A 20787-nucleotide genomic window follows, 5' to 3' on the forward strand; every position below is an offset into this window, starting at 1 on the left:
TCAGTGCACCGCCGCGCGGCCGGCGATCGCCCCCCAGCGCTCGCCCTGCTGCTTCACATAGCGGCGCACCACGTAGCCCCAGGGGATGGCAATGTAGACCAGCACCACGAACGAACAGTCAAAGACCGTGGAACTGATGGCCGCATCGACATGGCCATTGGCCCACCATTGCGGCAGCGGCACGAATGCCAGCCAGATGGTTTTCCATGCGGCTTCCCACATCAGCAATGGCAGCATCTGCAACGGGTAGCGCAACCCCAGCAGACACAGGGCGGACAGTGCGCCCAGCATGCACATCATGACACCCTCGTTGCGCTCCCACGACGCGGCGTGCAGCAGGATATCCCGCCAAATCTGCGAACCCATCGCCACGGCGATCAACAAGTACATGGCGCGCAGCATATACAAACGGTACAGCGGTACTTCGTTCATGATCGGCTCCTGATAATGGGATACGGTGGGACTACTCGACTTCCTTCAATATTTTTTCCAGCGACGTCACGCGCGACTGGATATCGGCCAGCGCGGCGCCGACCGTTGCCAGCGCCTGCGCGGTATCCGCCTGCGCCGCCACGGCTTTGGCGGCGATGTCGCGGTACGCCTCGTCCTGCGCCAGCCGGACTTTCGCCTCCATCACGGCGGCCACATACTTCCAGAAGAAAATCACGACGGCGGCGGCGGCCGGGAAGAAAAACGCCGCGAAATATACATTTTCAGACATGGCAATCTCTACGAATCAGGGTTGTGGGACAGGGTTTTCGCCGCGCCGGCTATCGCCTCCGGCGTCAGCGGCACATTAAAAGCATTCACTTCAAAATAATTGAGCGCCTTGCCATCGTGCGACAGTTCCATCGTGCTGCTGACCAGCCCCGCCGCTTCCAGCTTTTGCAAGTGCAAGTGCAGCAGCGGCCGGCTGATGCCGATTTCCCGCGCCAGCTGGCTCACATAGTTGCGCCCCCCGCCCTGCAGCGCCGCAATGATGCGCAGGCGATGCGGGTTGGCCAGCGCATTCAGCACCGCCAGCAGCCGGTCGCCATCACCAGAGTCGATTTCAGGGTTTAATTTTGTATTCACGTGTAAACAATAACTGACATGTGAAAGGAATACAACTGTCAAAATTGACAGGTGCAGACAAGCACCTGCCGTTTCAGGCAATTTCAGATAAGGGAATCAGAGGTGTTGGATATACCGGGCGCGGGAAGGGGCGCCCTTCGCCTAATGCAAATGCACGGCCAGCCACATGGCGCCGTCCGACACCGTGAGCACCGTGTGCGGCGTGCGCGCGGGGAGGAACAGGTAATCGCCGTCATGCAGCGCGACTTGCTCGCCGGCGACATCCAGCGTGGCGCTGCCTTTCAACAGCACCACCCACTCATCCTGTTCCTGCACATACTGTTGCGAAGCGATTTTCGATGTGCTGACGATGCGCTCGATCACCAGTCCCTTGTGCGACAGCAGGACATCGAAGCGTTCGCCCTGCTCTGGCGGCGCGGCATCCGCGTGCAGGTTGCCGATGGCAGGCCGGGACATTCAGTGGAATTCCACGCCGGTGGCAGGCACGGCTTTCGTGCGGGGACCGAAGCTGGACAGGCTGGACAGCGTGGCATTGTGGTGGGCGGCAATCTGCTGCGCCGTCAGCACGTCGTTGTCGACGGTGGAATGGCCATCGGCCACCAGTTGTACCGGATAACCGAGCGCCATCGCGCGGCGGGTGGTGGTGTCGACGCAAAAATCGCTTTGCAAGCCGCAAATCACCAGATTGTCGATGCCGCGCTGCTGCAATTGCGCGTGCAAGTCCGTGTTGTGGAACGAGTCCGACGCCTGCTTGCGCAAGCGAAGATCGCTGGCCGCCGTATCGAGTCCGTCAGCCAGCTGCCAGCCTGCGCTGCCCGCCGCCAACGGACCGCCCGGTTCGTCGTGCTGGATCAAGAACACGGGTGCACCGGCCACGCGCGCGCGGGCTGCGACGGCGTTGATATTGGCCAGGATGCGGCTGCTATCCCAGGCGGCATATTCGCCGTGGCACAGGGCTTGCTGGACGTCGATGATGAGCAGGGCTGTTTTCATATCAGTGTGTTATCCAAGGTGAGGGATCGGTTCAACGAAGGAAATCGGGCTTATTGCCACGCCGGTCCTTTCAGCTCGACGGTATTGCCTTCCGGATCGTTCACATAAATCGACGGCCCCTCGCCTTCCGCGCCATAGCGCGATTCGGCCGGCCCTGCTTCGACGCCATGCGACGCCAGCCACGCGAGGATGGCCGCTTCATCGAATCCGTCCACGCGGAAGCAGAAGTGATCGACATTGCGCCCTTCCTTGCCCGGCGCGGCGCCACCCATCCTGCCCAACTTGCCATCGACAGGCACCAGGTCGACCAGCGACGCGCCCGCCCGCAACTGGATCAGGCCGATGGCTTCCTGCCGCTTTTCAATGGAGCACCCCAGCACTTGCGTATAAAAGGTGATCATGTTGTCCAGGTCCCGGACACGCAAAACAATGTGGTCGATGTCGCGCAGCTTGATCATGTCAACTCCGGCAAAGTTGTAGTTTCAACTATATGCGGCCCCGTTTGAATTCCGCAAGGAATTTAGCCGCTTGTTCGGCAGACAACACTTTCACGGGATCGCCATGGTAGACGTATAAGTATGGCAAGCCACCCATGCGGTCCGTCAATTTGGCGGACACCAGGAAATACGTTCCCAGCGGATATTGCGCCAAATCCGACATGGCTTTTGAGCAATGCGCAATCAGCGCCGGCGAATAAGCCTGTCCAGGCACCGGGCAAATCTTGACCTCGTTGTCCAATATACATGATTGCACCGCCACGTCGCGGTACGCGTAAGTGTCACGCCCCATCGTTTTCCTCCCCGTCCTTGCCGCCGGCTTCGAGCTTTTCCAGTTTGCTTTGCAGGGCGGACAAATCCTGATGCAGGGTATTCAACGCCCCCGCACCCAGCAAATTCCCCATCTCGTCCTGCGCCGCCCGCCATGCGTGGCGCGCATGGCGGACTTTCGCCCTGCCCGCTTCCGTGATGGTCACGATGCGCTGGCGGGGATCCGGTCCCGGCGCCACGGTCAGCCAGCCGGCATCGGCCAGCGGCTTCAGGTTGCGCGTCAGCGTGGTGCGCTCGGCGCCCAGCAAGGCAGCCAGTTGCATCATTGGCAAGGCCTTGACGCTGACATGGACCAGCACGGAAAACTGCGTGGTCTTCAATCCGGCGGCAGCCAGGTGGCGGTCATACAGGCGCGACACGGTGCGCGTGAGTTTGCGCAATTGAAAAAAAGTACAGGCGCTGGAAATGGCCTCGAAGTCCGGGTCGGCAATCATGCGTGTAGCTACACATAAGTGTTGAAAAACCATTATAGTGTATGCACACCGATTCCCCCACCTACTTTGAGGAACCATGAGCATGGAAACAACATTGTTACAGACGTGGCTGGCCGAAGAAACAGCTATTCGCGCGAAAGTGTCGCCGTTCGGCGTATCCAGCCGTGAATACCTGCGTTCGCGTAACGGCAAGGATTTTTTAAATGGGGTGAATACGGGTGAAACTCCGCCGCCGCCGATTGCGGAATTGATGGGGTTCGTGCTGATCAGTGCGGAGAATGGGACGGTAGTATTCCAGGGAACGCCAGGGCCGCAGCATTACAATCCCAGCGGGATGGTGCATGGGGGTTATGCCGCCACGTTGCTGGATAGCGCGGTCGGGTGCGCTGTGCATTCCACTTTGCCCGCTGGTAAAGGTTTTACCACGCTGGAATTGAAGGTTAATTATATCCGCGGGATGAGCGATAAAACCGGGCCGGTTCGCGCCGAGGGGAAAGTGATTACGGCAGGCGGGCAGGTGGCGGTGGCCGAAGGGCGGATTATCGATTCAAACGGGAAGATTTATGCGCATGCGACAACGACCTGCTTGATATTCGAAATTTGAGTTAAGTTGTATTGAAATACGTAGGGCGGTTTTCGCGTCAGCGAAAGCCGCCTTTGCCTGCTTGACCGGCTTGCACGCACTGGCGGCTTGGCGCTGTTGCGCCAACCCACCCTGCGGATTTTGCGCCGACATGGCAGTTTATGCCAACTCCTGGCTTGATTGCGCCAGTTTGTGGTATGAAACTGGCTTTTTCGCCCCTTTTCGGGCAAAAAAAAGCCGGAGGGCATGCTGCCATCCGGCTTTCAACGATGCTGTGAAAAATCAGGAATCGCGGCGGATCAGCAATGCCACGGCTTCCGCATTAATTCCCTCTTCCCGTCCCAGATAACCCATGCGTTCATTGGTCTTGGCTTTGACATTCACTTGCCCGACAGTAATGCCCAGGTCTTCCGCAATATTGGCCGCCATCACGGGAATATGGGGCGCCATTTTTGGGCGCTGCGCGATAATCGTACAATCGATATTACCGATATCGTAGCCGGTCGCCTTCACGCGCTTGGCGGCTTCGCGCAGCAATACGCGAGAATCCGCACCTTTAAAAGCCACATCGGTATCAGGAAAATGCTTGCCGATATCGCCCAGCGCCGCCGCGCCGAGAATCGCGTCGGTAATGGCATGCAATAAGGCATCCGCGTCGGAATGGCCCAATAAGCCCTTCACATGGGGAATTTCAACGCCGCCGAGTATCAGCTTGCGGCCTTCGACCAATTGGTGGCAATCGTAGCCCTGGCCGATTCGGAAAGGAAGTAAAACACTCATGATTATTCCTGATCAGGTTGCGCCATATACATTTCCGCAATGCGGATATCCGATGGCAAAGTGACTTTTAAATTACGGGGATGGCCTTCGATCAACAGCGGCGACAAGCCCAGCATCTCCACGGCGCTGGCGTCATCGGTAATCGCATGGGGATCGGGCGCTTCGCTCAGCGCCCGCAACAGCAAGGCGTAATGAAACATTTGCGGCGTCTGCGCCAGCCACAAGCCATCGCGCGGCACCGTTGCCAGGCCCTCGCCCCTGGTGCTTTTCACGGTGTCGACCACGGGCAAAGCCAGCAATCCGCCGCCCGGCGCATCGCCTGCGCCATCGATGAGTTTGCGGATCAGGCCGGGTGTCAGGCCGGGACGGGCCGCGTCGTGCACCAGCACCAGGTCGCCATCGGCCACCTCGGCACGCACGGCGCGCAAGCCGTTGAGGATGGAATCCATGCGGGTGGCCCCGCCGCACCGCAGTACCGTGACGCCGGGTTCGTCAGGCGAAATCACGCTGTCGATGTAGCCGTCGCCTTCGCTGACGACGATATATGTATGGGAAATCAGCGGGCTGGCGAGGAATGCATTGGCCGTATGGCGCAGCATCGGCTTGCCGGCAATGGCCAGGTACTGCTTGGGACTGGCGGCCGCCATGCGGGCGCCGACTCCCGCGGCGGGGATCAGCGCCACGCAACGCCGTGAATGTTGTGGATTTTCTGTCATGTTTTTAGGGGGCCAACCGGCATCTCAACGCTGGCTGCGGCCCTGTTTCAGGATACGTTGAATCTCGCCGTCACAGGCATTGCTGATGCGCTGGTATTCCTCCGGCGCATCGATCGCCACTTGGGCCAACTCCGCTTTCTGCATTTCGTTGCGGATAAACGGCAGCCACGACGCGGACACTTCATGGTTCAGCGCCGACACCGCCGTGCCCTGCGGCGCATAAAACGGCTTGCCGGCAAAGCGCCTGGCCAGCGCGTCGCGCACGGTTTGTTCCGCTTTCGGCAAGTGGTCGAGGTATGCCTGCATGTGGCTGAATTCGTGCGCCAGGATTTCCTTGTATGCACACGTTCCCGGCACGAATTCGTTGCCCACGTAAATCACAAAGGGTTTATAGCTGAGGCTGAACGACAATTTCGGTGCGATGCACTCGTAGCCGCTGAGCGCATCGGGCAGGATTTTCAGGTGAACCGGATTCAGCTGAATCCAGGATTCCGCTTTGGTCAGGCCCAATACAAACTCATGGTGGCCGCCGCGGCCACCCATGGCAGTCAGCGCCTTGTACGACAGTTGTGTATTGATCGAATAACCATTTTGCTGGGCCGTCAACACGGAAATCGTCTTGTCCAGCGTATCTTCGCAGCGGGCCTGGAACGCCGTGCGGGCCGGCGCGGCGGCCGCTGATCCGGTATACAGGCACACCAACGCCACCAGCAGGAACAGCCACTTGCGCATCAATCAACCCGGCTGCCAGGTGCCAGCCTGGATTTTCTCCAGCCAGAAGGCGCCGATGATGGTTTTCACGTCCGTGATGGCGCCCGTGCGGATGGCGTCCAGCATCTCGGCCAGCGGCATGGAAATGGTTTCAATGAATTCGCCGTCGTCCAGCTGCGTTTCGCCGGCCACCAGGCCCCGCGCCAGGTAGATATCGAGGAATTCGTCGGAGTACGCGATGGCGTTATGGATGGTGCAGACGAAGTCCCACTGCGACGCCGTATAACCGGTTTCCTCCACCAGTTCGCGCTTGGCGCAAGCAAGATGGTCTTCACCCGGGTCGATCTTGCCGGCTGGAAGTTCGATAAACACGCGGTCGTTGGGATAGCGGAACTGGCGTTCCAGCAGCACATTGCCGTTATCCAGCACAGGCAGGATCACGACGGCGCCAGGATGTTTGATGTATTCGCGGCTGACTTCCTTACCATCTGGCAAGCGAATCATGTCGCGGTGGACTTTCAGGAAGCTGCCATCGTAGGCAATTTCACCACTGATGCGGGTTTCTTTCAGGTGTGCATCCATGCGCTCTCCTCTGCTGAGATCGAAACCCGCAGTGTATCAGCTTAGTGGGTATGCCTATGCTTGAGCAGGTAGCGCACCGTAAAACCGGGGAAAGCGAGGACGAGGAAGAAGCAGGCGGTGATGGCGTAAAACTCCCACGTTTGCGGGAATACGCCTCCAATGCGGTTTTCCAGCGCGACGGCGATGCCGCCCACCAGCGCGTACAGTACCGCCATTTCACCCAGGCGGGCCAGCAATGGCTTGTGCCACGGCTGCCCTGCCTCGCCGGTTGCGCCTTTCAGCGCAAACACGGCGAATACCTTGTCATTAAAGAAAGGCAGGTTGGCGCCCGCAATCGCGAGCAAAATCACCAGCCAGCTGGAGGCGCCAATATCCATCACGAAGCCAGGGTCTTGGTCATCGCGGTCAGGCATGCATTGAGCAGCGGACCGGGAATCACGCCAAACGCCACCACGGCCACCGCGTTCAGGCCCAGCACCAGCTTGGTGTCGGCGAACACGGAAATCGGCGCGGTGTCGGTCGGCTCGTCAAACCACATGACTTTCACGACGCGCAGGTAGTAGAACGCACCGATCAGCGAGAACATCACAGCCAGTACGGTCAGCCACGTTGCGCCCGTGCTCAGCACGGCTTGCAGCACGGAGAACTTGGCAGCGAAGCCCACCATCGGCGGCACACCGGCCAGCGAGAACATCAGCAGCGACATAATCAGCGCATACGTTGGCGAACGCTTGGACAGGCCCTTGAAGTCAGCCAGTTCGTCCGCTTCGAAGCCCTGGCGCGACAGCACCATGATCAGGCCGAAGGTACCCAGCGTGGTGAACACATAGACTACCGAGTAGTACAGCGCCGAGCTGTACGCGGCAGCGGCATTGGATTTATCCAGGCCGACCACGCCAGCCATCAGGCCCAGCAGGACGAAGCCCATTTGCGCGATGGTCGAGTACGCCAGCATACGCTTCAGGTTGGTTTGAGCGATTGCCGTCAGGTTACCCACGGCCAGCGACAGCACAGCCAGGATCATCAGCATCTGCTGCCAGTCTTTGGCCAGCGGCAGCATGCCTTCCACCAGCAGGCGCACGCAGATGGCGAACGTGGCCAGTTTCGGCGCGGCGCCCAGCAGCAGCGTCACAGGCGTTGGCGAACCCTGGTAGACGTCCGGCACCCACATGTGGAATGGCACGGCGCCCAGTTTGAACGCCAGGCCGGCAACCACGAACACCAGGCCGAACACCAGGATGGTCGGCTTGATGGTGCCGCTGGCGGCTTTCAGGGCCACTTCCGTCACGTCCAGCGAACCGGTTGCACCGTACAGCATGGAAATGCCATACAGCAGGAAGCCGGAAGCCAGCGCACCCAGGATGAAGTATTTCATTGCGGCTTCGGTCGAGATCGAGTGATCGCGGCGCAGCGCCACCAGTGCGTACAGCGACAGCGACATCAGTTCCAGGCCCAGGTAAATGGACAGGAAGTTGTTGCCCGAGATCATGACCATCTGGCCCAGCAGCGCGAACAGCGCCAGCACGTAGAACTCGCCGCCCAGGCTATCGCCCAGCATGCCGCGCTGGTGCGCGTACTGGCGGGAGTACACCAGGGTCACTGCCACGGCGCCGTACGACGCCAGTTTCAGCAGGTTGGCCATCGGGTCGGACACGAACATGTTGCTGAACGTGTAGACGGTGGCGCCGGTGTTGTAGTCGGCCAGGCTGAAGAAGGCGCAACCGGCCAGGGTCAGCAGCGACAGAACGTAAGTGACCGAACGCTTGCTTTCGGCCAGGAACATGTCGATCAGCAGGATCGCCGAAGCGGCGACCAGCAGGAAGACTTCAGCGTACAGCGGCGCCATATTGGCCGCTTGCTGGGTCGTTTCAGGTGTCATCATTACAAAAATCCCTGTTTATTTATGGCAGCTTGCTGATTGCGACATGCTTCAGCAGGTCGGCCACCGAGGTTTGCATCGTGTCGGTGAACGGCGCCGGATACAGGCCCATCGCCAGCACCGCGATCGCCAGAATGCCCAGCATCAGGAATTCGCGGTTGTTGATGTCGGTCAGTTCCGCCACGTGGTGGTTCGTCACTTTGCCGAAGATCACGCGCTTGGCCATCCACAGCGAGTAGGCCGCGCCGAAGATCACGGCGGTGGCGGCGGCAATACCGGTCACGAAGTTGAACTTCACGGCGCCAATGATCACCATGAATTCACCCACGAAGCCCGAAGTCGCCGGCAGGCCGCAGTTCGCCATCGAGAACAGGATGAAGAACGCTGCGAAACGCGGCATCTTGTTCACGACGCCACCGTAGTCGGCGATCTGGCGCGAGTGGGCGCGGTCATACAGCACGCCGATGCACAGGAACATCGCGCCGGAGATGAAGCCGTGCGACACCATCTGCACGATACCGCCCTGCACCGCCATGTCGTTGAACATGAAGAAGCCCAGGGTCACGAAGCCCATGTGGGCGATCGACGAATACGCCACCAGTTTCTTCATGTCTTTCTGTACCAGCGCCACCAGGCCGATGTAGATCACGGCGATCAGCGACAGGCCGATGACGAACCAGGCCAGGTCACGCGATGCGTCCGGCACGATCGGCAGCGAGAAACGCAGGAAGCCGTACGCGCCCAGTTTCAGCATGATCGCGGCCAGCACGGCGGAACCGCCCGTCGGCGCTTCCACGTGGACGTCCGGCAACCAGGTGTGGACCGGGAACATCGGCACTTTCACGGCAAAGGCCATGAAGAAGGCGAAGAAGATCAAGGTCTGCTCTTTCATGGACAGCTTCAGCTGATGCCATGCCAGCACGTCCCACGAACCGGACTTGTTGTACAGGTAAATGATTGCAACCAGGGTCAGCAGCGAACCGAAGAACGTGTACAGGAAGAACTTGAACGCCGCATACACGCGGTTGGCGCCGCCCCACACGCCGATGATGATGTACATCGGGATCAGCGTGGCTTCAAAGAAGAAGTAGAACAGCAGGCCATCCAGCGACGCGAACACGCCGATCATCAGGCCCGACAGGATCAGGAAAGCACCCATGTACTGGGCCACGCGTTCCTGGATCACTTCCCAGGCGGAGATCACGACGATCACGGTGATGAAGGCCGTCAGTGGAATGAACCACAGCGACAGGCCGTCGACGCCCAGCCAGTAGAAGATGTTGAAGCGTTCGATCCACGCGGATTTCTCGGCGAACTGGACGCCGTGGTGGGCGCTGTCGAAACGAGTAATCAGCGGCAGGGTCGGCAGCAGCGAGACCAGCGAACCGACCAGCGCCAATACACGCACCAGGCCGGCGCGCGAGTCGCGGCCGATCGCCAGGATGATCAGGCCGAACAGTACCGGCAGCCAGATCGACAGGCTCAGGTAAGGAGTAGCACTAAATAATATTGTTGTTGACTGCATCTTATTCTCTTTGCGTGTCAGCGGTTAAGCTTGCCAAAACGGCAGGAAGTAGACCAGGAAACCAACGATGCCCAGGATCATGACGAACGCATAGTGGTAGATGTAACCGGTCTGCGCCAAACGGGTCAGCGACGAGAACCAGCCCACCACCTTGGCGGAACCATTGACCACCAGGCCGTCGATCAGGGTACGGTCGCCCACATTCCACAGGCCGTTGCCCAGCAGGCGCGCGCCACCGGCGAACACCACTTCGTTGAACTTGTCCATGTAGTACTTGTTATCCAGCAAGGTGTGGATGGCCTTGAACTTGTCGTAGAACCAGGCCGGTACTTTTGGATTGATCATGTAGCAGTAGTACGCGAACGCCACACCGGCAGCGGCCAGGGCCAGCGGCACGGACGTCAGCGCGTGCAGGGCCATGCCCATGGCGCCACCGACGTGGTGGAACTCGTGCGCCAGTTCAGCCATCGCTTCATGGTGCTCGGACACGAAGATCACGTTCTTGAAGAATTCGCCATACAGCATTGGCTCGATCGCGATGAAACCGATCAGCACCGAAGGAATCGCCAGCATCACCAGCGGGAACCAGACCACGAATGGCGATTCGTGCGGTTTTTCGCCAGGGCCCAGGCCATGGTGGCCGTGGTCGTCTTCTTCGTCATGGTGCGCGTCGGAATCGTGCGCCGGGGCCGCATGCTTGTCGTGCGCATGGTCGTCATGGCCATGGTCGTGGGCATGCGCCTTGCCGAAGCGCTCTTCACCGTGGAACACCAGGAAGTACATGCGGAACGAGTAGAACGCGGTCACGAACACGCCTGCCAGCACGGCAAACTTGGCGAAACCGGCGCCGGCGATGTGCGTCGCGGCCACGGCTTCGATGATCGAATCCTTCGAGTAGAAGCCGGAGAACAGCGGCGTGCCGATCAGGGCCAGCGAACCCAGCAGCGACGTGATCCACGTGATCGGCATGTATTTACGCAGGCCGCCCATGTTGCGGATGTCCTGGTCGTGGTGCATGCCGATGATCACGGAACCCGCGCCCAGGAACAGCAGCGCCTTGAAGAACGCGTGGGTCATCAGGTGGAACACGGCCACGGAGTACGCCGAGCAGCCCAGCGCCACGGTCATGTAGCCCAGCTGCGACAGCGTCGAGTACGCCACCACGCGTTTGATGTCGTTCTGGATGATGCCCAGGAAGCCCATGAACAGCGCGGTAATCGAGCCGATCACCAGCACGAACGACAGCGCGGTGTCCGACAGTTCGAACAGCGGGGACATGCGCGACACCATGAAGATGCCGGCGGTAACCATGGTTGCCGCGTGAATCAGTGCGGAAATCGGGGTCGGGCCTTCCATCGAATCCGGCAGCCACACGTGCAGCGGGAATTGCGCGGATTTACCCATCGCGCCGATGAACAGGCAGATGCAGGCGGCCGTCAGCAGGTTCCAGTCGAACGCAGCCAGGTGTTCGGTGGCCAGCACGTCTTTCAGTGCGAACACTTCCGAATACTTCATCGTGCCGGTATGCGCCACCAGCAGGCCGATGCCCAGGATGAAGCCGAAGTCACCGACACGGTTGACCAGGAATGCCTTCATGTTGGCCACGATGGCCGTCGGACGGGTATACCAGAAGCCGATCAGCAGGTACGACACCAGGCCCACCGCTTCCCAGCCGAAGAACAGCTGCAGGAAGTTGTTGGACATGACCAGCATCAGCATCGAGAACGTGAACAGCGAGATGTAGGAGAAGAAGCGGTTATAGCCTTCGTCTTCCTGCATGTAGCCGATCGTATAGATGTGCACCATCAGCGACACGAACGTCACCACGCACATCATCATGGCCGACAGCGAATCAATCTGGAAGCCAACTTCCAGTTTCATACCGGCGACCGTCATCCACGTATAGATGGTCTCGTTGAACGTCGCGCCGCCCATGACGTCTTTGAGCGTCAGAGCGGACAGCACGAACGAAATCAGCACACCGAGAATGGTGGCGCTGTGCGCCACCGTGCGGCCGATCAGATTCCCGAAGAATCGGGTACCGAATAAACCGGCGACCGCGGAACCTGCCAGCGGCGCCAGTGCGACGGTTAGAAGGATGTTAGGGTTAAGCCCCGCCATGTTGAACCTTAATGTTTATTATTCGAAATTTTCGATCCCGGTCAGCCTTTGAGGCTGTCCAGGTCTTCCACATTGATGGTGTCCAGGTTACGGAACATCACCACCAGGATCGCAAGGCCGATCGCCGATTCGGCGGCGGCCACGGTCAGGATGAAGAAGACAAAGATCTGACCGGCCGCATCGCCCAGGTAATGCGAGAAGGCGACAAAGTTCATGTTCACTGCCAGCAGCATCAGCTCGATGGCCATCAGCAGAACAATGATGTTCTTGCGGTTCAGGAAAATACCGACGATCGAGATTGCGAACAGGATCGCGCCCAGGACCAGGTAGTGAGCCAGCGATAAGGTCATGGGGCCTCCTTGGTTTCAGCCGGACGGTTGTTCACTGCAGCCATCTTCACGATGCGCAGGCGGTCGTTACGTTTCACGCGCACGGCGTCGGCCGGATCGAAGTACTTGATGTCCTTGCGCTTGCGCAGGGTCAGCGCCACGGCGGCGATGATGGCCACCAGCAGCACGGCGGCCGCGATTTCAAACGCATAGATGTACTTGGTGTAGATCAGCAGGCCCAGCGCCTTGGTGGTGCCGATCATGCTGGCCGCTTCCGGCGACGTCACGGCGTTCAGGCCGAACGAGCGCCACAGCACGGAAGCCATTTCCAGCACGATCACGCCGCCAACCAGGCCGGCCATCGGCAGGTAGCCCCAGAAGCCTTCGCGCATCTTGACGATATTGATGTCCAACATCATCACGACGAACAGGAACAACACCATCACGGCGCCCACGTACACGAGCACCAGTACGATGGACAGGAATTCAGCTTTCAGCAGCATCCAGATGCCGCCAGCCTGGAAGAACGCCAGCACCAGGAACAGGGCAGCCTGCACCGGGTTCGGGGCGGTAATCACGCGCAGCGACGCCAGCACCAGCACGGTCGCGAACACGTAAAACAAAATACTAGTAAAGTCCATAGTCTTGTTATTTCCTGGTAGCGGTCAGCGGTACGCTGCATCCGTTGCACGGTTGGCGGCGATTTCCGCTTCATAGCGGTCGCCCACGGCCAGCAGCATCTCCTTGGTGTAATACAGGTCGCCGCGTTTCTCGCCGTGGTATTCCAGCACGTGGGTTTCCACGATGGAGTCCACTGGGCACGATTCTTCGCAGAAGCCGCAGAAGATGCACTTGGTCAGGTCGATGTCGTAGCGCGTGGTGCGGCGCGAACCGTCGTCACGCTGCTCCGACTCGATCGTGATCGCCATGGCCGGGCACACTGCTTCGCACAGTTTGCAGGCGATGCAGCGCTCTTCGCCATTCGGATAGCGGCGCAGCGCGTGCAGGCCGCGGAAGCGCGGCGACATCGGCGTCTTCTCTTCCGGGTACTGCACGGTGATCTTACGCGCGAACATGTACTTGCCCGTCAGGGCCATGCCTTTGATCAGTTCCGACAGCATCAGGCTGCCGAAGAAGTCTTTTACTTTATCCATGTCGCTTCCTTACTTCCAAATATTCCAGGACGTCTGCATGACACCGGCCACCAGCACCAGCCATACCAGCGTCAGAGGGATGAACACTTTCCAGCCCAGACGCATGATCTGGTCATAGCGGTAGCGTGGGAACGTACCGCGCACCCAGATGAACACGGACACGATGGCAAAGGTCTTCACGAACAGCCAGAAGAAGCCGCCGAAACCGCCGCCGATATCCAGGAATTTCACCGGTGCGGACCAGCCGCCCAGGAACATGATCGATGCCAGCACGCCGATCAGGATCATGTTGGCGTATTCGGCCAGCATGAACATCGCGTACGACATGCCTGCGTACTCCACCATGTGGCCGGCCACGATTTCCGACTCGCCTTCCACCACGTCGAACGGGTGGCGGTTGGTCTCGGCCAGGCCGGACGTCAGGTAAATCACGAACAGCGGCAGCAGCGGCAGCCAGTTCCACGACAGGAAGTTCAGGCCCATGTCGGCCATCCGGCCTTTTTGCTGGCTCACGACGATGTCGATGAAGTTCAGCGAACCGGACACCATCAGGATCACGACCAGCACGAAGCCCAGCGGGATTTCATACGAAATCATCTGCGCCGAGGCGCGCATCGCGCCCAGGAACGAGTACTTCGAGTTCGACGACCAGCCGGCGATGATGATGCCGTACACCTCCATCGACGTGATCGCCAGCAGCACCAGCATGCCCGCGTTGACGTTGGCCAGGATCGCTTCCGGGCCGAACGGCACCACCGACCAGGCGGCCAGCGCCGGCATGATGGTCATGATCGGACCAATCACGAACAGGCCCTTCGCGGCCTTGGTCGGAATCACGATTTCTTTCAGCAGCAGCTTCAGCGCGTCGGCGATCGGCTGCAGCAGGCCGGCGGGACCGACACGGTTCGGGCCGATACGGATCTGGATCCAGCCGATCAGCTTGCGTTCCCACAGGGTCAGGTAAGCCACCAGCAACAGCAGTGGCATCATCACGCACAGCAGGCGGATCATGGTCCAGGCCAGTGGCCAGACCGGACCCAGCAATGCGGAGCCCTGGGTTTGAATAACAGTTACGAACTCAGGCAACGCCATTACTTGGCCTCCTTGGCGATGGTGACTGGACCAAACATCGCGCCCAGAGCGGCGGTCGATGCGTGGGCGGCGGCAACGCGAACCACGTTGGCGGGCAGGCCGGCTTCGATCATGGCTGGCAGGACGGCCGAACCATTACCCTGAGCGACCACCACGCGGTCGCCGGCTTTCACGCCCAGCTTCGCGGCCAGCGCGGCGGACACGCGCACCGACGGTGCGGCGCCATCCGGCGTGGCCAGCAGCGGGCCGGAACGGCGCGCCAGCGCATCGGCGAAGTGGATCGGCACATCGGCCAGGCGCTCGGTCTGCTCGCCGGAACCGAACTTGGCGGCCACTGGCGCAGCCTTGGCCACGTTGCCCAGTTTAGCCGACAGGTCCGTCACGCCGGCGCCGAACAGTTCGTCGCGGATGGCTTCCGACGTTTCATAGTCGAAGCCCGACAGGCCCAGGATGTTACCCAGTACGCGCAGCACTTTCCATGCAGGACGCGCGTTGGCGGCAGGTTTCACCGTACCGTTGAACGATTGCGCACGGCCTTCCGCGTTGACGAAGGTGCCCGACGTTTCGGTGAATGGCGAAATCGGCAGCAGCACGTCGGCATATTCGGCGCCATGCTTGAAGGCGGACATCACCACAACCATCTCGGCGCCCTTGACGGCGGAAATCGCTTGCTGCGGGTTGGCCGCATCCAGTTCCGGTTCCACGTTCAGCAGCACGTAGGCTTTCTTCGGTGCGAAGAAGGCAGGAGCGGCGTTCTTCGCATTCGCGCCCACCAGGTAACCGCCGACCGTGTTGGCCGCTTCCACCAGGTAGCCCAGCTTGGCGCCGGTCTGCTCGGCGATCCACTGCGCGGCGGCGTGCAGCTGCGATGCCTGCGGGTGCGCGGCGGCGGCGTTACCCAGGAAGACTGCTTTGCGCTCGCCCGACAGCAGCGAAGCGGCGATCGCCTTGGCGGCGTCGGACGCTTCGATACCGTCGAAGCCGGCCGGAGCAGCCACTTCTTTCGCGGTGGCGACAGCCACCACCACTTGCGACAGCGCGGCCAGCCAGTCGGATGGCGCGGCAATGATCTTGTTGGCGGTGGTGATCAGGTTTTCTTCGTCCGCGCCATGCAGCACCGACAGTTTCGCGCCGGATTTCACGGCGGCGCGGATGCGGGTTGCCAGCAGCGGGTGGTCCTTGCGCAGGAACGAGCCGATGACGAACACGCGTTGCAGCATGGTGACGTCATTGATCGGCATGCCCAGCCAAGGTTTCACCTGGCCGTCGAGCGCGAAGTCGGTCTGGCGCAGGCGGAAGTCCACGTTTTCCGAACCCACGGCGCGGGTCAGCTTTTGCAGCAGGTACAGCTCTTCCACGGTCGAATGCGGCGTCGCATACGATGCGATGCTGTCCGCGCCGTGTTCGTGCTTGATGTTCTTCAGGCCGTGCGCCACGTATTCCAGCGCGGTCTGCCAGTCGACTTCCTTCCATTCGCCGCCCTGCTTCAGCATCGGCTGCGTCAGGCGTTCGGCGCTGTCCAGCGCTTCGTACGAGAAGCGGTCCTTGTCGGAAATCCAGCATTCGTTGACCGCTTCGTTTTCCAGCGGCAGCACGCGCATGACTTTGCCGTTCTTGACCTGGACGATCAGGTTCGAACCCAGCGAGTCATGCGGCGACACGGATTTGCGGCGCGACAGTTCCCACGAGCGGGCGCTGTAGCGGAATGGCTTCGACGTCAGCGCGCCGACCGGGCACAGGTCGATCATGTTGCCGGACATTTCCGACGACACGGCTTCGCCGACGAAGGTCGTGATTTCCGAATGTTCGCCGCGGCCGATCATGCCCAGTTCCATCACGCCGGCCACTTCCTGGCCAAAGCGTACGCAACGGGTGCACTGGATGCAACGCGACATTTCTTCCATCGACACCAGCGGGCCGGCTTGCTTCGGCGCCACGACACGCTTTTCTTCTTCGTAGCGCGACGAGCTCTTGCCGTAGCCGACGGCCAGGTCTTGCAGCTGGCATTCGCCGCCCTGGTCGCAGATCGGGCAATCCAGCGGGTGGTTAATCAACAGGAATTCCATCACGGACTTCTGTGCGTGCACCGCCTTGTCGCTGGCGGAGCGCACAACCATACCGGCCGACACGGGCGTGGCGCAAGCAGGTAAAGGCTTCGGCGCCTTTTCCACTTCGACCAGGCACATGCGGCAGTTCGCTGCGATCGACAATTTCTTGTGATAGCAGAAGTGCGGGATGTAGGTACCCAGTTTGTTGGCAGCGTCCATCACCATGCTACCAGCAGGGACTTCGACTTTCTTGCCGTCTATTTCGATTTCAACCATGGTGATCGTTACGCAGGCTTAGAGGTAAGCGGGCACCAAGCAATGCTTGTGCTCGACGTGATATTCAAATTCTTCGCGGAACTGCTTGACGAAGGCGCGCACCGGCATCGCGGCAGCGTCGCCCAGCGCGCAGATCGTGCGGCCCTGGATGTTGTCGGCGATGGAGTTCAGCATGTCCAGGTCCGACGGACGGCCCTGGCCGTGCTCGATACGGTGGACCATGCGGTACATCCAGCCAGTGCCTTCACGGCACGGCGTGCACTGGCCGCACGACTCTTCAAAGTAGAAGTACGCCAGGCGTTCCAGCGCCTTGACCATGCAGCGGGTCTCGTCCATGACGATGATCGCGCCCGAACCCAGCATCGAACCCGACTTGGCGATCGAATCATAGTCCAGGTCGGTGTTCATCATCAGTTCGCCACGCACGACCGGCGCCGACGAACCGCCGGGAATTACGGCCTTGATCTTTTTACCGCCGCGCATGCCGCCGGCCAGTTCCAGGAACTTCGCGAATGGCGTGCCCAGTGGAACTTCGTAGTTGCCCGGACGCTCGACGTCGCCCGAGATCGAGAAGATCTTGGTGCCGCCGTTGTTCGGTTTGCCCATCGCCAGGTAGTTTTCCGCGCCAATGTTCAGGATGAACGGGACAGCGGCAAACGTTTCCGTGTTGTTGATGGTGGTCGGCTTGCCGTACAGGCCAAACGACGCAGGGAATGGCGGCTTGAAGCGCGGTTGGCCTTTTTTGCCTTCCAGCGATTCCAGCAGCGCGGTTTCTTCGCCGCAGATGTAGGCGCCGTAGCCATGGTGCGCGTGCAGCTGGAAGCTGAACTCGCTGCCCATGATCTTGTCGCCCAGGAAGCCCGCCGCGCGCGCTTCTTCCAGCGCTTCTTCAAAGCGCAGGTATTCCTGGAAGATCTCGCCGTGGATGTAGTTGTAGCCCACGGTGATACCCATCGCGTACGCGCCGATGGCCATGCCTTCGATCAGTGCGTGCGGGTTGTAGCGGATGATGTCGCGGTCCTTGAAAGTGCCCGGCTCGCCCTCATCTGTATTGCAGACGAGGTACTTTTGACCAGGGAACTGACGCGGCATGAAGCTCCACTTCAAACCGGTAGGGAAACCAGCGCCGCCGCGGCCGCGCAGGCCCGACGTTTTCAGGTCGGCGATGATGGTTTCAGGCGCGATCTTTTCTTCCAGGATGCGGCGCAGCGCCGAATAGCCGCCACGCTTCACGTAGTCGGCCAGGTGCCAGTTGTCGCCAGTCAGGTCCTTCAGGATCAGCGGCTGGATGTGACGGTCGTGCAGACAGGTCATTTCTTCAATTCCTCCACCAGGGCGTCGATCTTGTCGTTGCTCATGAACGAGCACATGCGGTGGTTATTCACCAGCAGCACCGGTGCGTCGCCGCACGCGCCCATGCACTCGCCTTCCATCAGCGTGAATTCGCCGTCGGCCGTGGTGTCGCGGTAATCGATACCCAGTTTCTGTTTCAGGTGATGCGCGGCGCGTTCGCCGCCGGACAACGCGCATGGCAGGTTGGTGCACACGGTGATCTTGTGTTTGCCGACCGGCTTCAGGTTGTACATATTGTAGAAGGTGGCCACTTCCTGCACGGCGATGGCCGGCATGCCGATGTAGTCGGCCAGTTCCTTCATGACTTCAGGGGAAACCCAGCCCAGTTCAACCTGGGCATGAGCCAGCGAGGCCATCACGGCCGACTGGCGCTGGTCGGCCGGATACTTGGCCAACTCGCGGTCGATTTTTTTATAGCACTGCTCGGATAACAACATTCTTTTTGCCTCTCGGACTTAGCGATCGATACTGCCGAACACGATGTCTTGTGTACCAATGATGGTCACGGCATCGGCAATCATGTGGCCTCGCGCCATTTCATCCAGCGACGCCAGGTGGGCGTAGTCCGGAGCGCGCAACTTCATGCGGTACGGCTTATTCGCGCCGTCCGATATCAGGTAGACGCCGAACTCGCCCTTCGGATGTTCCACCGCGCTGTATGCTTCGCCTGGTGGTACGTGGAAGCCTTCGGTGAACAGCTTGAAGTGGTGGATCAGCGATTCCATGTTGGTCTTCATGTCCACCCGCGACGGCGGCGCCACCTTGCGGTTGTCCGACATCACCGGACCAGGATTATTCCTCAGCCATTCCACGCACTGCTTGATGATGCGGTTCGACTGGCGCATTTCCTCCACCCGTACCAGGTAGCGGTCATAGCAGTCGCCATTGGTACCGACCGGGATGTCGAAGTCCATCAAGTCGTACACTTCGTACGGCTGCTTCTTGCGCAGGTCCCAGGCAATACCCGAGCCGCGCAGCATGGCGCCGGTGAATCCCATGGCCAGCGCATCTTCCGGCGTCACCACGCCGATACCGACGGTACGCTGTTTCCAGATACGGTTATCGGTCAGCAGGGTTTCATATTCATCGACATAGGTCGGGAACCGGCGGGTGAAATCTTCGATGAAGTCCAGCAGCGAACCCTGGCGGTTTTCGTTGAGTTCCTTGATGGCCTTGGCGGACTTGATCGGCGATTGCTTATACTGCGGCATCGAGTCCGGCAAGTCGCGGTATACGCCGCCCGGGCGGTAATACGCCGCGTGCATACGCGCGCCCGATACGGCTTCGTAGCAGTCGAACAAGTCTTCGCGGTCGCGGAACGCGTACAGCAGCGGCCCCATGGCGCCCACGTCCAGCGCGTGCGCGCCCAGCCACAGCAGGTGGTTCAGCAAACGGGTGATCTCGTCGAACATCACGCGGATGTACTGGGCGCGCAACGGCACTTCCAGACCCAGCATCTTTTCGATCGCCATCACATACGCGTGCTCGTTGCACATCATCGACACGTAGTCGAGACGGTCCATGTACGGCACGGACTGCAGATAGGTGCGCTGTTCCGCCAGTTTTTCAGTGGCGCGGTGCAGCAGGCCGATATGCGGGTCGGCGCGCTGGATCACCTCGCCGTCCAGCTCCAGCACCAGGCGCAGCACACCGTGCGCGGACGGGTGCTGCGGACCAAAGTTCAGGGTGTAATTCTTAATCTCAGCCATTATTTCATCCCGTAGTTTTCTTCGCGGATCACGCGCGGCACGTTTTCGCGCGGATCGATCGTCACAGGCTGGTAGATGACGCGTTTCTGTGCTTCGTCGTAGCGCATTTCCACGTAGCCCGACATCGGGAAGTCCTTGCGGAACGGATGCCCCATGAAGCCGTAATCGGTCAGGATGCGGCGCAGGTCGTTGTGGCCTTCGAAGATGATGCCGAACATGTCGAACGCTTCGCGCTCGAACCAGTTCGACACGCGCCACAGCGAGGTCACGGAGGCCAGGACCGGCATCTCGTCGTCCGGTGCGAACACGCGCACGCGCACGCGCCAGTTGTGCTTGACCGACAGCAGGTGCGATACGACCGCGAAACGCAGGCCGTCCCACGCACCTTCGCCGTAAGTGGAATAGTCGACGCCGCACAGGTCGATCAATTGATCGAAGCCGAGTGCGGCGTTATCGCGCAGCGCCTGCATGACGCTGTAGTAATCGGCGGCTTTCACCACCAGGGTGACTTCGCCCAGCGCCACCGTCACGGTAACGCGTTCGCCCAGCGCGGCGGCCAGGGTGGATTGCAATACTTCCAGTTGTGTACTCATATTTTTTA

At 60.3% G+C, this 20787-nt stretch carries 26 protein-coding genes; 1 reads left to right on the top strand and 25 read right to left on the bottom strand.

Annotated elements, in window-relative coordinates; genetic code table 11:
- From GJ700_RS29865 to GJ700_RS29900, 8 genes are all read right to left on the bottom strand, one after another.
- Entirely contained in the window at positions 1-432 is a 432-nt protein-coding gene (locus GJ700_RS29865) for a hypothetical protein (protein WP_154380932.1), read from the bottom strand.
- A gap of 31 nt (positions 433-463) precedes the next feature.
- Positions 464-721, bottom strand: a complete 258-nt coding sequence (locus GJ700_RS29870) for a hypothetical protein (protein ID WP_154380934.1) — start codon at positions 719-721, stop codon at positions 464-466.
- An 8-nt stretch (positions 722-729) separates the two neighbouring features.
- Positions 730-1074 (bottom strand): ArsR/SmtB family transcription factor, encoded by a 345-nt coding sequence (locus GJ700_RS29875; RefSeq protein ID WP_371868199.1) that lies wholly within the window; start codon positions 1072-1074, stop codon positions 730-732.
- Between the two features lie 141 nt (positions 1075-1215).
- Positions 1216-1530: a cupin domain-containing protein gene (locus tag GJ700_RS29880; RefSeq protein WP_154380936.1), complete on the bottom strand. Its 315-nt coding sequence runs from the start codon at positions 1528-1530 to the stop codon at positions 1216-1218.
- A complete protein-coding gene (locus GJ700_RS29885; RefSeq protein ID WP_154380938.1) occupies positions 1531-2067 on the bottom strand; it encodes a cysteine hydrolase family protein in 537 nt (178 codons plus the stop codon).
- Positions 2068-2117: 50 nt separating this feature from the next.
- Positions 2118-2525 (bottom strand): VOC family protein, encoded by a 408-nt coding sequence (locus tag GJ700_RS29890; RefSeq protein ID WP_154380940.1) that lies wholly within the window; start codon positions 2523-2525, stop codon positions 2118-2120.
- 28 nt (positions 2526-2553) lie between these two features.
- Positions 2554-2856, bottom strand: coding sequence for a hypothetical protein (locus GJ700_RS29895; protein ID WP_154380942.1), 303 nt, complete (start codon positions 2854-2856; stop codon positions 2554-2556).
- Positions 2846-3328, bottom strand: a complete 483-nt coding sequence (locus tag GJ700_RS29900; RefSeq protein ID WP_154380944.1) for a MarR family winged helix-turn-helix transcriptional regulator — start codon at positions 3326-3328, stop codon at positions 2846-2848. Before GJ700_RS29900 ends, GJ700_RS29895 begins: the two co-directional genes overlap by 11 nt.
- Positions 3329-3410: 82 nt before the next feature.
- Between GJ700_RS29900 and GJ700_RS29905 the strand changes: the two genes are divergently transcribed.
- Positions 3411-3932, top strand: coding sequence for a PaaI family thioesterase (locus GJ700_RS29905; RefSeq protein ID WP_308700724.1), 522 nt, complete (start codon positions 3411-3413; stop codon positions 3930-3932).
- A gap of 261 nt (positions 3933-4193) precedes the next feature.
- On the opposite strand, the gene ispF is transcribed toward GJ700_RS29905, so the two are convergent.
- From ispF to GJ700_RS29990, 17 genes are read right to left on the bottom strand one after another with little or no spacing between them, the layout of a single operon-like run.
- Complete coding sequence (gene ispF, locus GJ700_RS29910) at positions 4194-4691, bottom strand: 2-C-methyl-D-erythritol 2,4-cyclodiphosphate synthase (RefSeq protein WP_154380948.1); 498 nt, start codon at positions 4689-4691, stop codon at positions 4194-4196.
- A 2-nt stretch (positions 4692-4693) separates the two neighbouring features.
- The gene (gene ispD / locus GJ700_RS29915; protein WP_154380950.1) at positions 4694-5407 is read right to left on the bottom strand and encodes a 2-C-methyl-D-erythritol 4-phosphate cytidylyltransferase; all 714 of its coding nucleotides are present in this window, start codon (positions 5405-5407) and stop codon (positions 4694-4696) included.
- Positions 5408-5431: 24 nt separating this feature from the next.
- Positions 5432-6139, bottom strand: a complete 708-nt coding sequence (locus GJ700_RS29920) for a hypothetical protein (protein WP_154380952.1) — start codon at positions 6137-6139, stop codon at positions 5432-5434.
- Between the two features lie 3 nt (positions 6140-6142).
- Positions 6143-6700 carry an NUDIX domain-containing protein gene (locus tag GJ700_RS29925; protein ID WP_154380954.1) on the bottom strand — a complete coding sequence of 186 codons (558 nt, stop codon included), beginning with the start codon at positions 6698-6700 and terminating at the stop codon, positions 6143-6145.
- Between the two features lie 41 nt (positions 6701-6741).
- Positions 6742-7077 carry a DUF2818 family protein gene (locus tag GJ700_RS29930; protein WP_154381016.1) on the bottom strand — a complete coding sequence of 112 codons (336 nt, stop codon included), beginning with the start codon at positions 7075-7077 and terminating at the stop codon, positions 6742-6744.
- Positions 7077-8582 carry an NADH-quinone oxidoreductase subunit NuoN gene (nuoN, locus tag GJ700_RS29935; RefSeq protein WP_229507325.1) on the bottom strand — a complete coding sequence of 502 codons (1506 nt, stop codon included), beginning with the start codon at positions 8580-8582 and terminating at the stop codon, positions 7077-7079. The genes GJ700_RS29930 and nuoN overlap by 1 nt, the downstream gene beginning before the upstream one ends.
- A gap of 19 nt (positions 8583-8601) precedes the next feature.
- Positions 8602-10104 (bottom strand): NADH-quinone oxidoreductase subunit M, encoded by a 1503-nt coding sequence (locus GJ700_RS29940; protein ID WP_154380956.1) that lies wholly within the window; start codon positions 10102-10104, stop codon positions 8602-8604.
- A gap of 24 nt (positions 10105-10128) precedes the next feature.
- On the bottom strand, positions 10129-12225 hold the full coding sequence (gene nuoL, locus GJ700_RS29945; protein WP_154380958.1) for an NADH-quinone oxidoreductase subunit L: 2097 nt from the start codon (positions 12223-12225) through the stop codon (positions 10129-10131).
- Positions 12226-12266: 41 nt separating this feature from the next.
- On the bottom strand, positions 12267-12575 hold the full coding sequence (gene nuoK, locus GJ700_RS29950; RefSeq protein ID WP_154380960.1) for an NADH-quinone oxidoreductase subunit NuoK: 309 nt from the start codon (positions 12573-12575) through the stop codon (positions 12267-12269).
- Positions 12572-13195, bottom strand: coding sequence for an NADH-quinone oxidoreductase subunit J (locus GJ700_RS29955; protein WP_154380962.1), 624 nt, complete (start codon positions 13193-13195; stop codon positions 12572-12574). Before GJ700_RS29955 ends, nuoK begins: the two co-directional genes overlap by 4 nt.
- A 24-nt stretch (positions 13196-13219) precedes the next feature.
- Complete coding sequence (nuoI, locus tag GJ700_RS29960) at positions 13220-13708, bottom strand: NADH-quinone oxidoreductase subunit NuoI (protein ID WP_154380964.1); 489 nt, start codon at positions 13706-13708, stop codon at positions 13220-13222.
- 9 nt (positions 13709-13717) lie between these two features.
- Positions 13718-14800: an NADH-quinone oxidoreductase subunit NuoH gene (gene nuoH, locus GJ700_RS29965; RefSeq protein ID WP_154380966.1), complete on the bottom strand. Its 1083-nt coding sequence runs from the start codon at positions 14798-14800 to the stop codon at positions 13718-13720.
- On the bottom strand, positions 14800-17124 hold the full coding sequence (gene nuoG / locus GJ700_RS29970; RefSeq protein ID WP_154380968.1) for an NADH-quinone oxidoreductase subunit NuoG: 2325 nt from the start codon (positions 17122-17124) through the stop codon (positions 14800-14802). Before nuoG ends, nuoH begins: the two co-directional genes overlap by 1 nt.
- 18 nt (positions 17125-17142) lie before the next feature.
- Positions 17143-18438 (bottom strand): NADH-quinone oxidoreductase subunit NuoF, encoded by a 1296-nt coding sequence (nuoF, locus tag GJ700_RS29975; RefSeq protein ID WP_154380970.1) that lies wholly within the window; start codon positions 18436-18438, stop codon positions 17143-17145.
- Complete coding sequence (nuoE, locus tag GJ700_RS29980) at positions 18435-18914, bottom strand: NADH-quinone oxidoreductase subunit NuoE (RefSeq protein ID WP_154380972.1); 480 nt, start codon at positions 18912-18914, stop codon at positions 18435-18437. Before nuoE ends, nuoF begins: the two co-directional genes overlap by 4 nt.
- Positions 18915-18932: 18 nt before the next feature.
- On the bottom strand, positions 18933-20186 hold the full coding sequence (locus GJ700_RS29985) for an NADH-quinone oxidoreductase subunit D (RefSeq protein WP_154380974.1): 1254 nt from the start codon (positions 20184-20186) through the stop codon (positions 18933-18935).
- Positions 20186-20779 carry an NADH-quinone oxidoreductase subunit C gene (locus GJ700_RS29990; RefSeq protein WP_154380976.1) on the bottom strand — a complete coding sequence of 198 codons (594 nt, stop codon included), beginning with the start codon at positions 20777-20779 and terminating at the stop codon, positions 20186-20188. Before GJ700_RS29990 ends, GJ700_RS29985 begins: the two co-directional genes overlap by 1 nt.
- Between the last annotated feature and the right edge of the window lie 8 nt (positions 20780-20787).

Source organism: Pseudoduganella rivuli (genome assembly GCF_009674485.1).
GTDB lineage: Bacteria > Pseudomonadota > Gammaproteobacteria > Burkholderiales > Burkholderiaceae_D > Rugamonas > Rugamonas rivuli_B.

Bases quoted from the DNA above. Each gene is read 5' to 3' on its own strand.
- ispF (WP_154380948.1), bottom strand. From the start codon at position 4,691: ATGAGTGTTTTACTTCCTTTCCGAATCGGCCAGGGCTACGATTGCCAC.
- GJ700_RS29925 (WP_154380954.1), bottom strand. From the start codon at position 6,700: ATGGATGCACACCTGAAAGAAACCCGCATCAGTGGTGAAATTGCCTAC.
- GJ700_RS29940 (WP_154380956.1), bottom strand. From the start codon at position 10,104: ATGCAGTCAACAACAATATTATTTAGTGCTACTCCTTACCTGAGCCTG.
- GJ700_RS29880 (WP_154380936.1), bottom strand. From the start codon at position 1,530: ATGTCCCGGCCTGCCATCGGCAACCTGCACGCGGATGCCGCGCCGCCA.
- ispD (WP_154380950.1), bottom strand. From the start codon at position 5,407: ATGACAGAAAATCCACAACATTCACGGCGTTGCGTGGCGCTGATCCCC.
- GJ700_RS29930 (WP_154381016.1), bottom strand. From the start codon at position 7,077: ATGGATATTGGCGCCTCCAGCTGGCTGGTGATTTTGCTCGCGATTGCG.
- GJ700_RS29990 (WP_154380976.1), bottom strand. From the start codon at position 20,779: ATGAGTACACAACTGGAAGTATTGCAATCCACCCTGGCCGCCGCGCTG.
- GJ700_RS29905 (WP_308700724.1), top strand. From the start codon at position 3,411: ATGGAAACAACATTGTTACAGACGTGGCTGGCCGAAGAAACAGCTATT.
- GJ700_RS29870 (WP_154380934.1), bottom strand. From the start codon at position 721: ATGTCTGAAAATGTATATTTCGCGGCGTTTTTCTTCCCGGCCGCCGCC.
- nuoK (WP_154380960.1), bottom strand. From the start codon at position 12,575: ATGACCTTATCGCTGGCTCACTACCTGGTCCTGGGCGCGATCCTGTTC.
- nuoE (WP_154380972.1), bottom strand. From the start codon at position 18,914: ATGTTGTTATCCGAGCAGTGCTATAAAAAAATCGACCGCGAGTTGGCC.
- GJ700_RS29890 (WP_154380940.1), bottom strand. From the start codon at position 2,525: ATGATCAAGCTGCGCGACATCGACCACATTGTTTTGCGTGTCCGGGAC.
- GJ700_RS29895 (WP_154380942.1), bottom strand. From the start codon at position 2,856: ATGGGGCGTGACACTTACGCGTACCGCGACGTGGCGGTGCAATCATGT.
- nuoH (WP_154380966.1), bottom strand. From the start codon at position 14,800: ATGGCGTTGCCTGAGTTCGTAACTGTTATTCAAACCCAGGGCTCCGCA.
- nuoL (WP_154380958.1), bottom strand. From the start codon at position 12,225: ATGGCGGGGCTTAACCCTAACATCCTTCTAACCGTCGCACTGGCGCCG.
- GJ700_RS29865 (WP_154380932.1), bottom strand. From the start codon at position 432: ATGAACGAAGTACCGCTGTACCGTTTGTATATGCTGCGCGCCATGTAC.
- nuoF (WP_154380970.1), bottom strand. From the start codon at position 18,438: ATGACCTGTCTGCACGACCGTCACATCCAGCCGCTGATCCTGAAGGAC.
- GJ700_RS29955 (WP_154380962.1), bottom strand. From the start codon at position 13,195: ATGGACTTTACTAGTATTTTGTTTTACGTGTTCGCGACCGTGCTGGTG.
- nuoG (WP_154380968.1), bottom strand. From the start codon at position 17,124: ATGGTTGAAATCGAAATAGACGGCAAGAAAGTCGAAGTCCCTGCTGGT.
- nuoI (WP_154380964.1), bottom strand. From the start codon at position 13,708: ATGGATAAAGTAAAAGACTTCTTCGGCAGCCTGATGCTGTCGGAACTG.
- GJ700_RS29985 (WP_154380974.1), bottom strand. From the start codon at position 20,186: ATGGCTGAGATTAAGAATTACACCCTGAACTTTGGTCCGCAGCACCCG.
- GJ700_RS29900 (WP_154380944.1), bottom strand. From the start codon at position 3,328: ATGATTGCCGACCCGGACTTCGAGGCCATTTCCAGCGCCTGTACTTTT.
- nuoN (WP_229507325.1), bottom strand. From the start codon at position 8,582: ATGATGACACCTGAAACGACCCAGCAAGCGGCCAATATGGCGCCGCTG.
- GJ700_RS29885 (WP_154380938.1), bottom strand. From the start codon at position 2,067: ATGAAAACAGCCCTGCTCATCATCGACGTCCAGCAAGCCCTGTGCCAC.
- GJ700_RS29920 (WP_154380952.1), bottom strand. From the start codon at position 6,139: ATGCGCAAGTGGCTGTTCCTGCTGGTGGCGTTGGTGTGCCTGTATACC.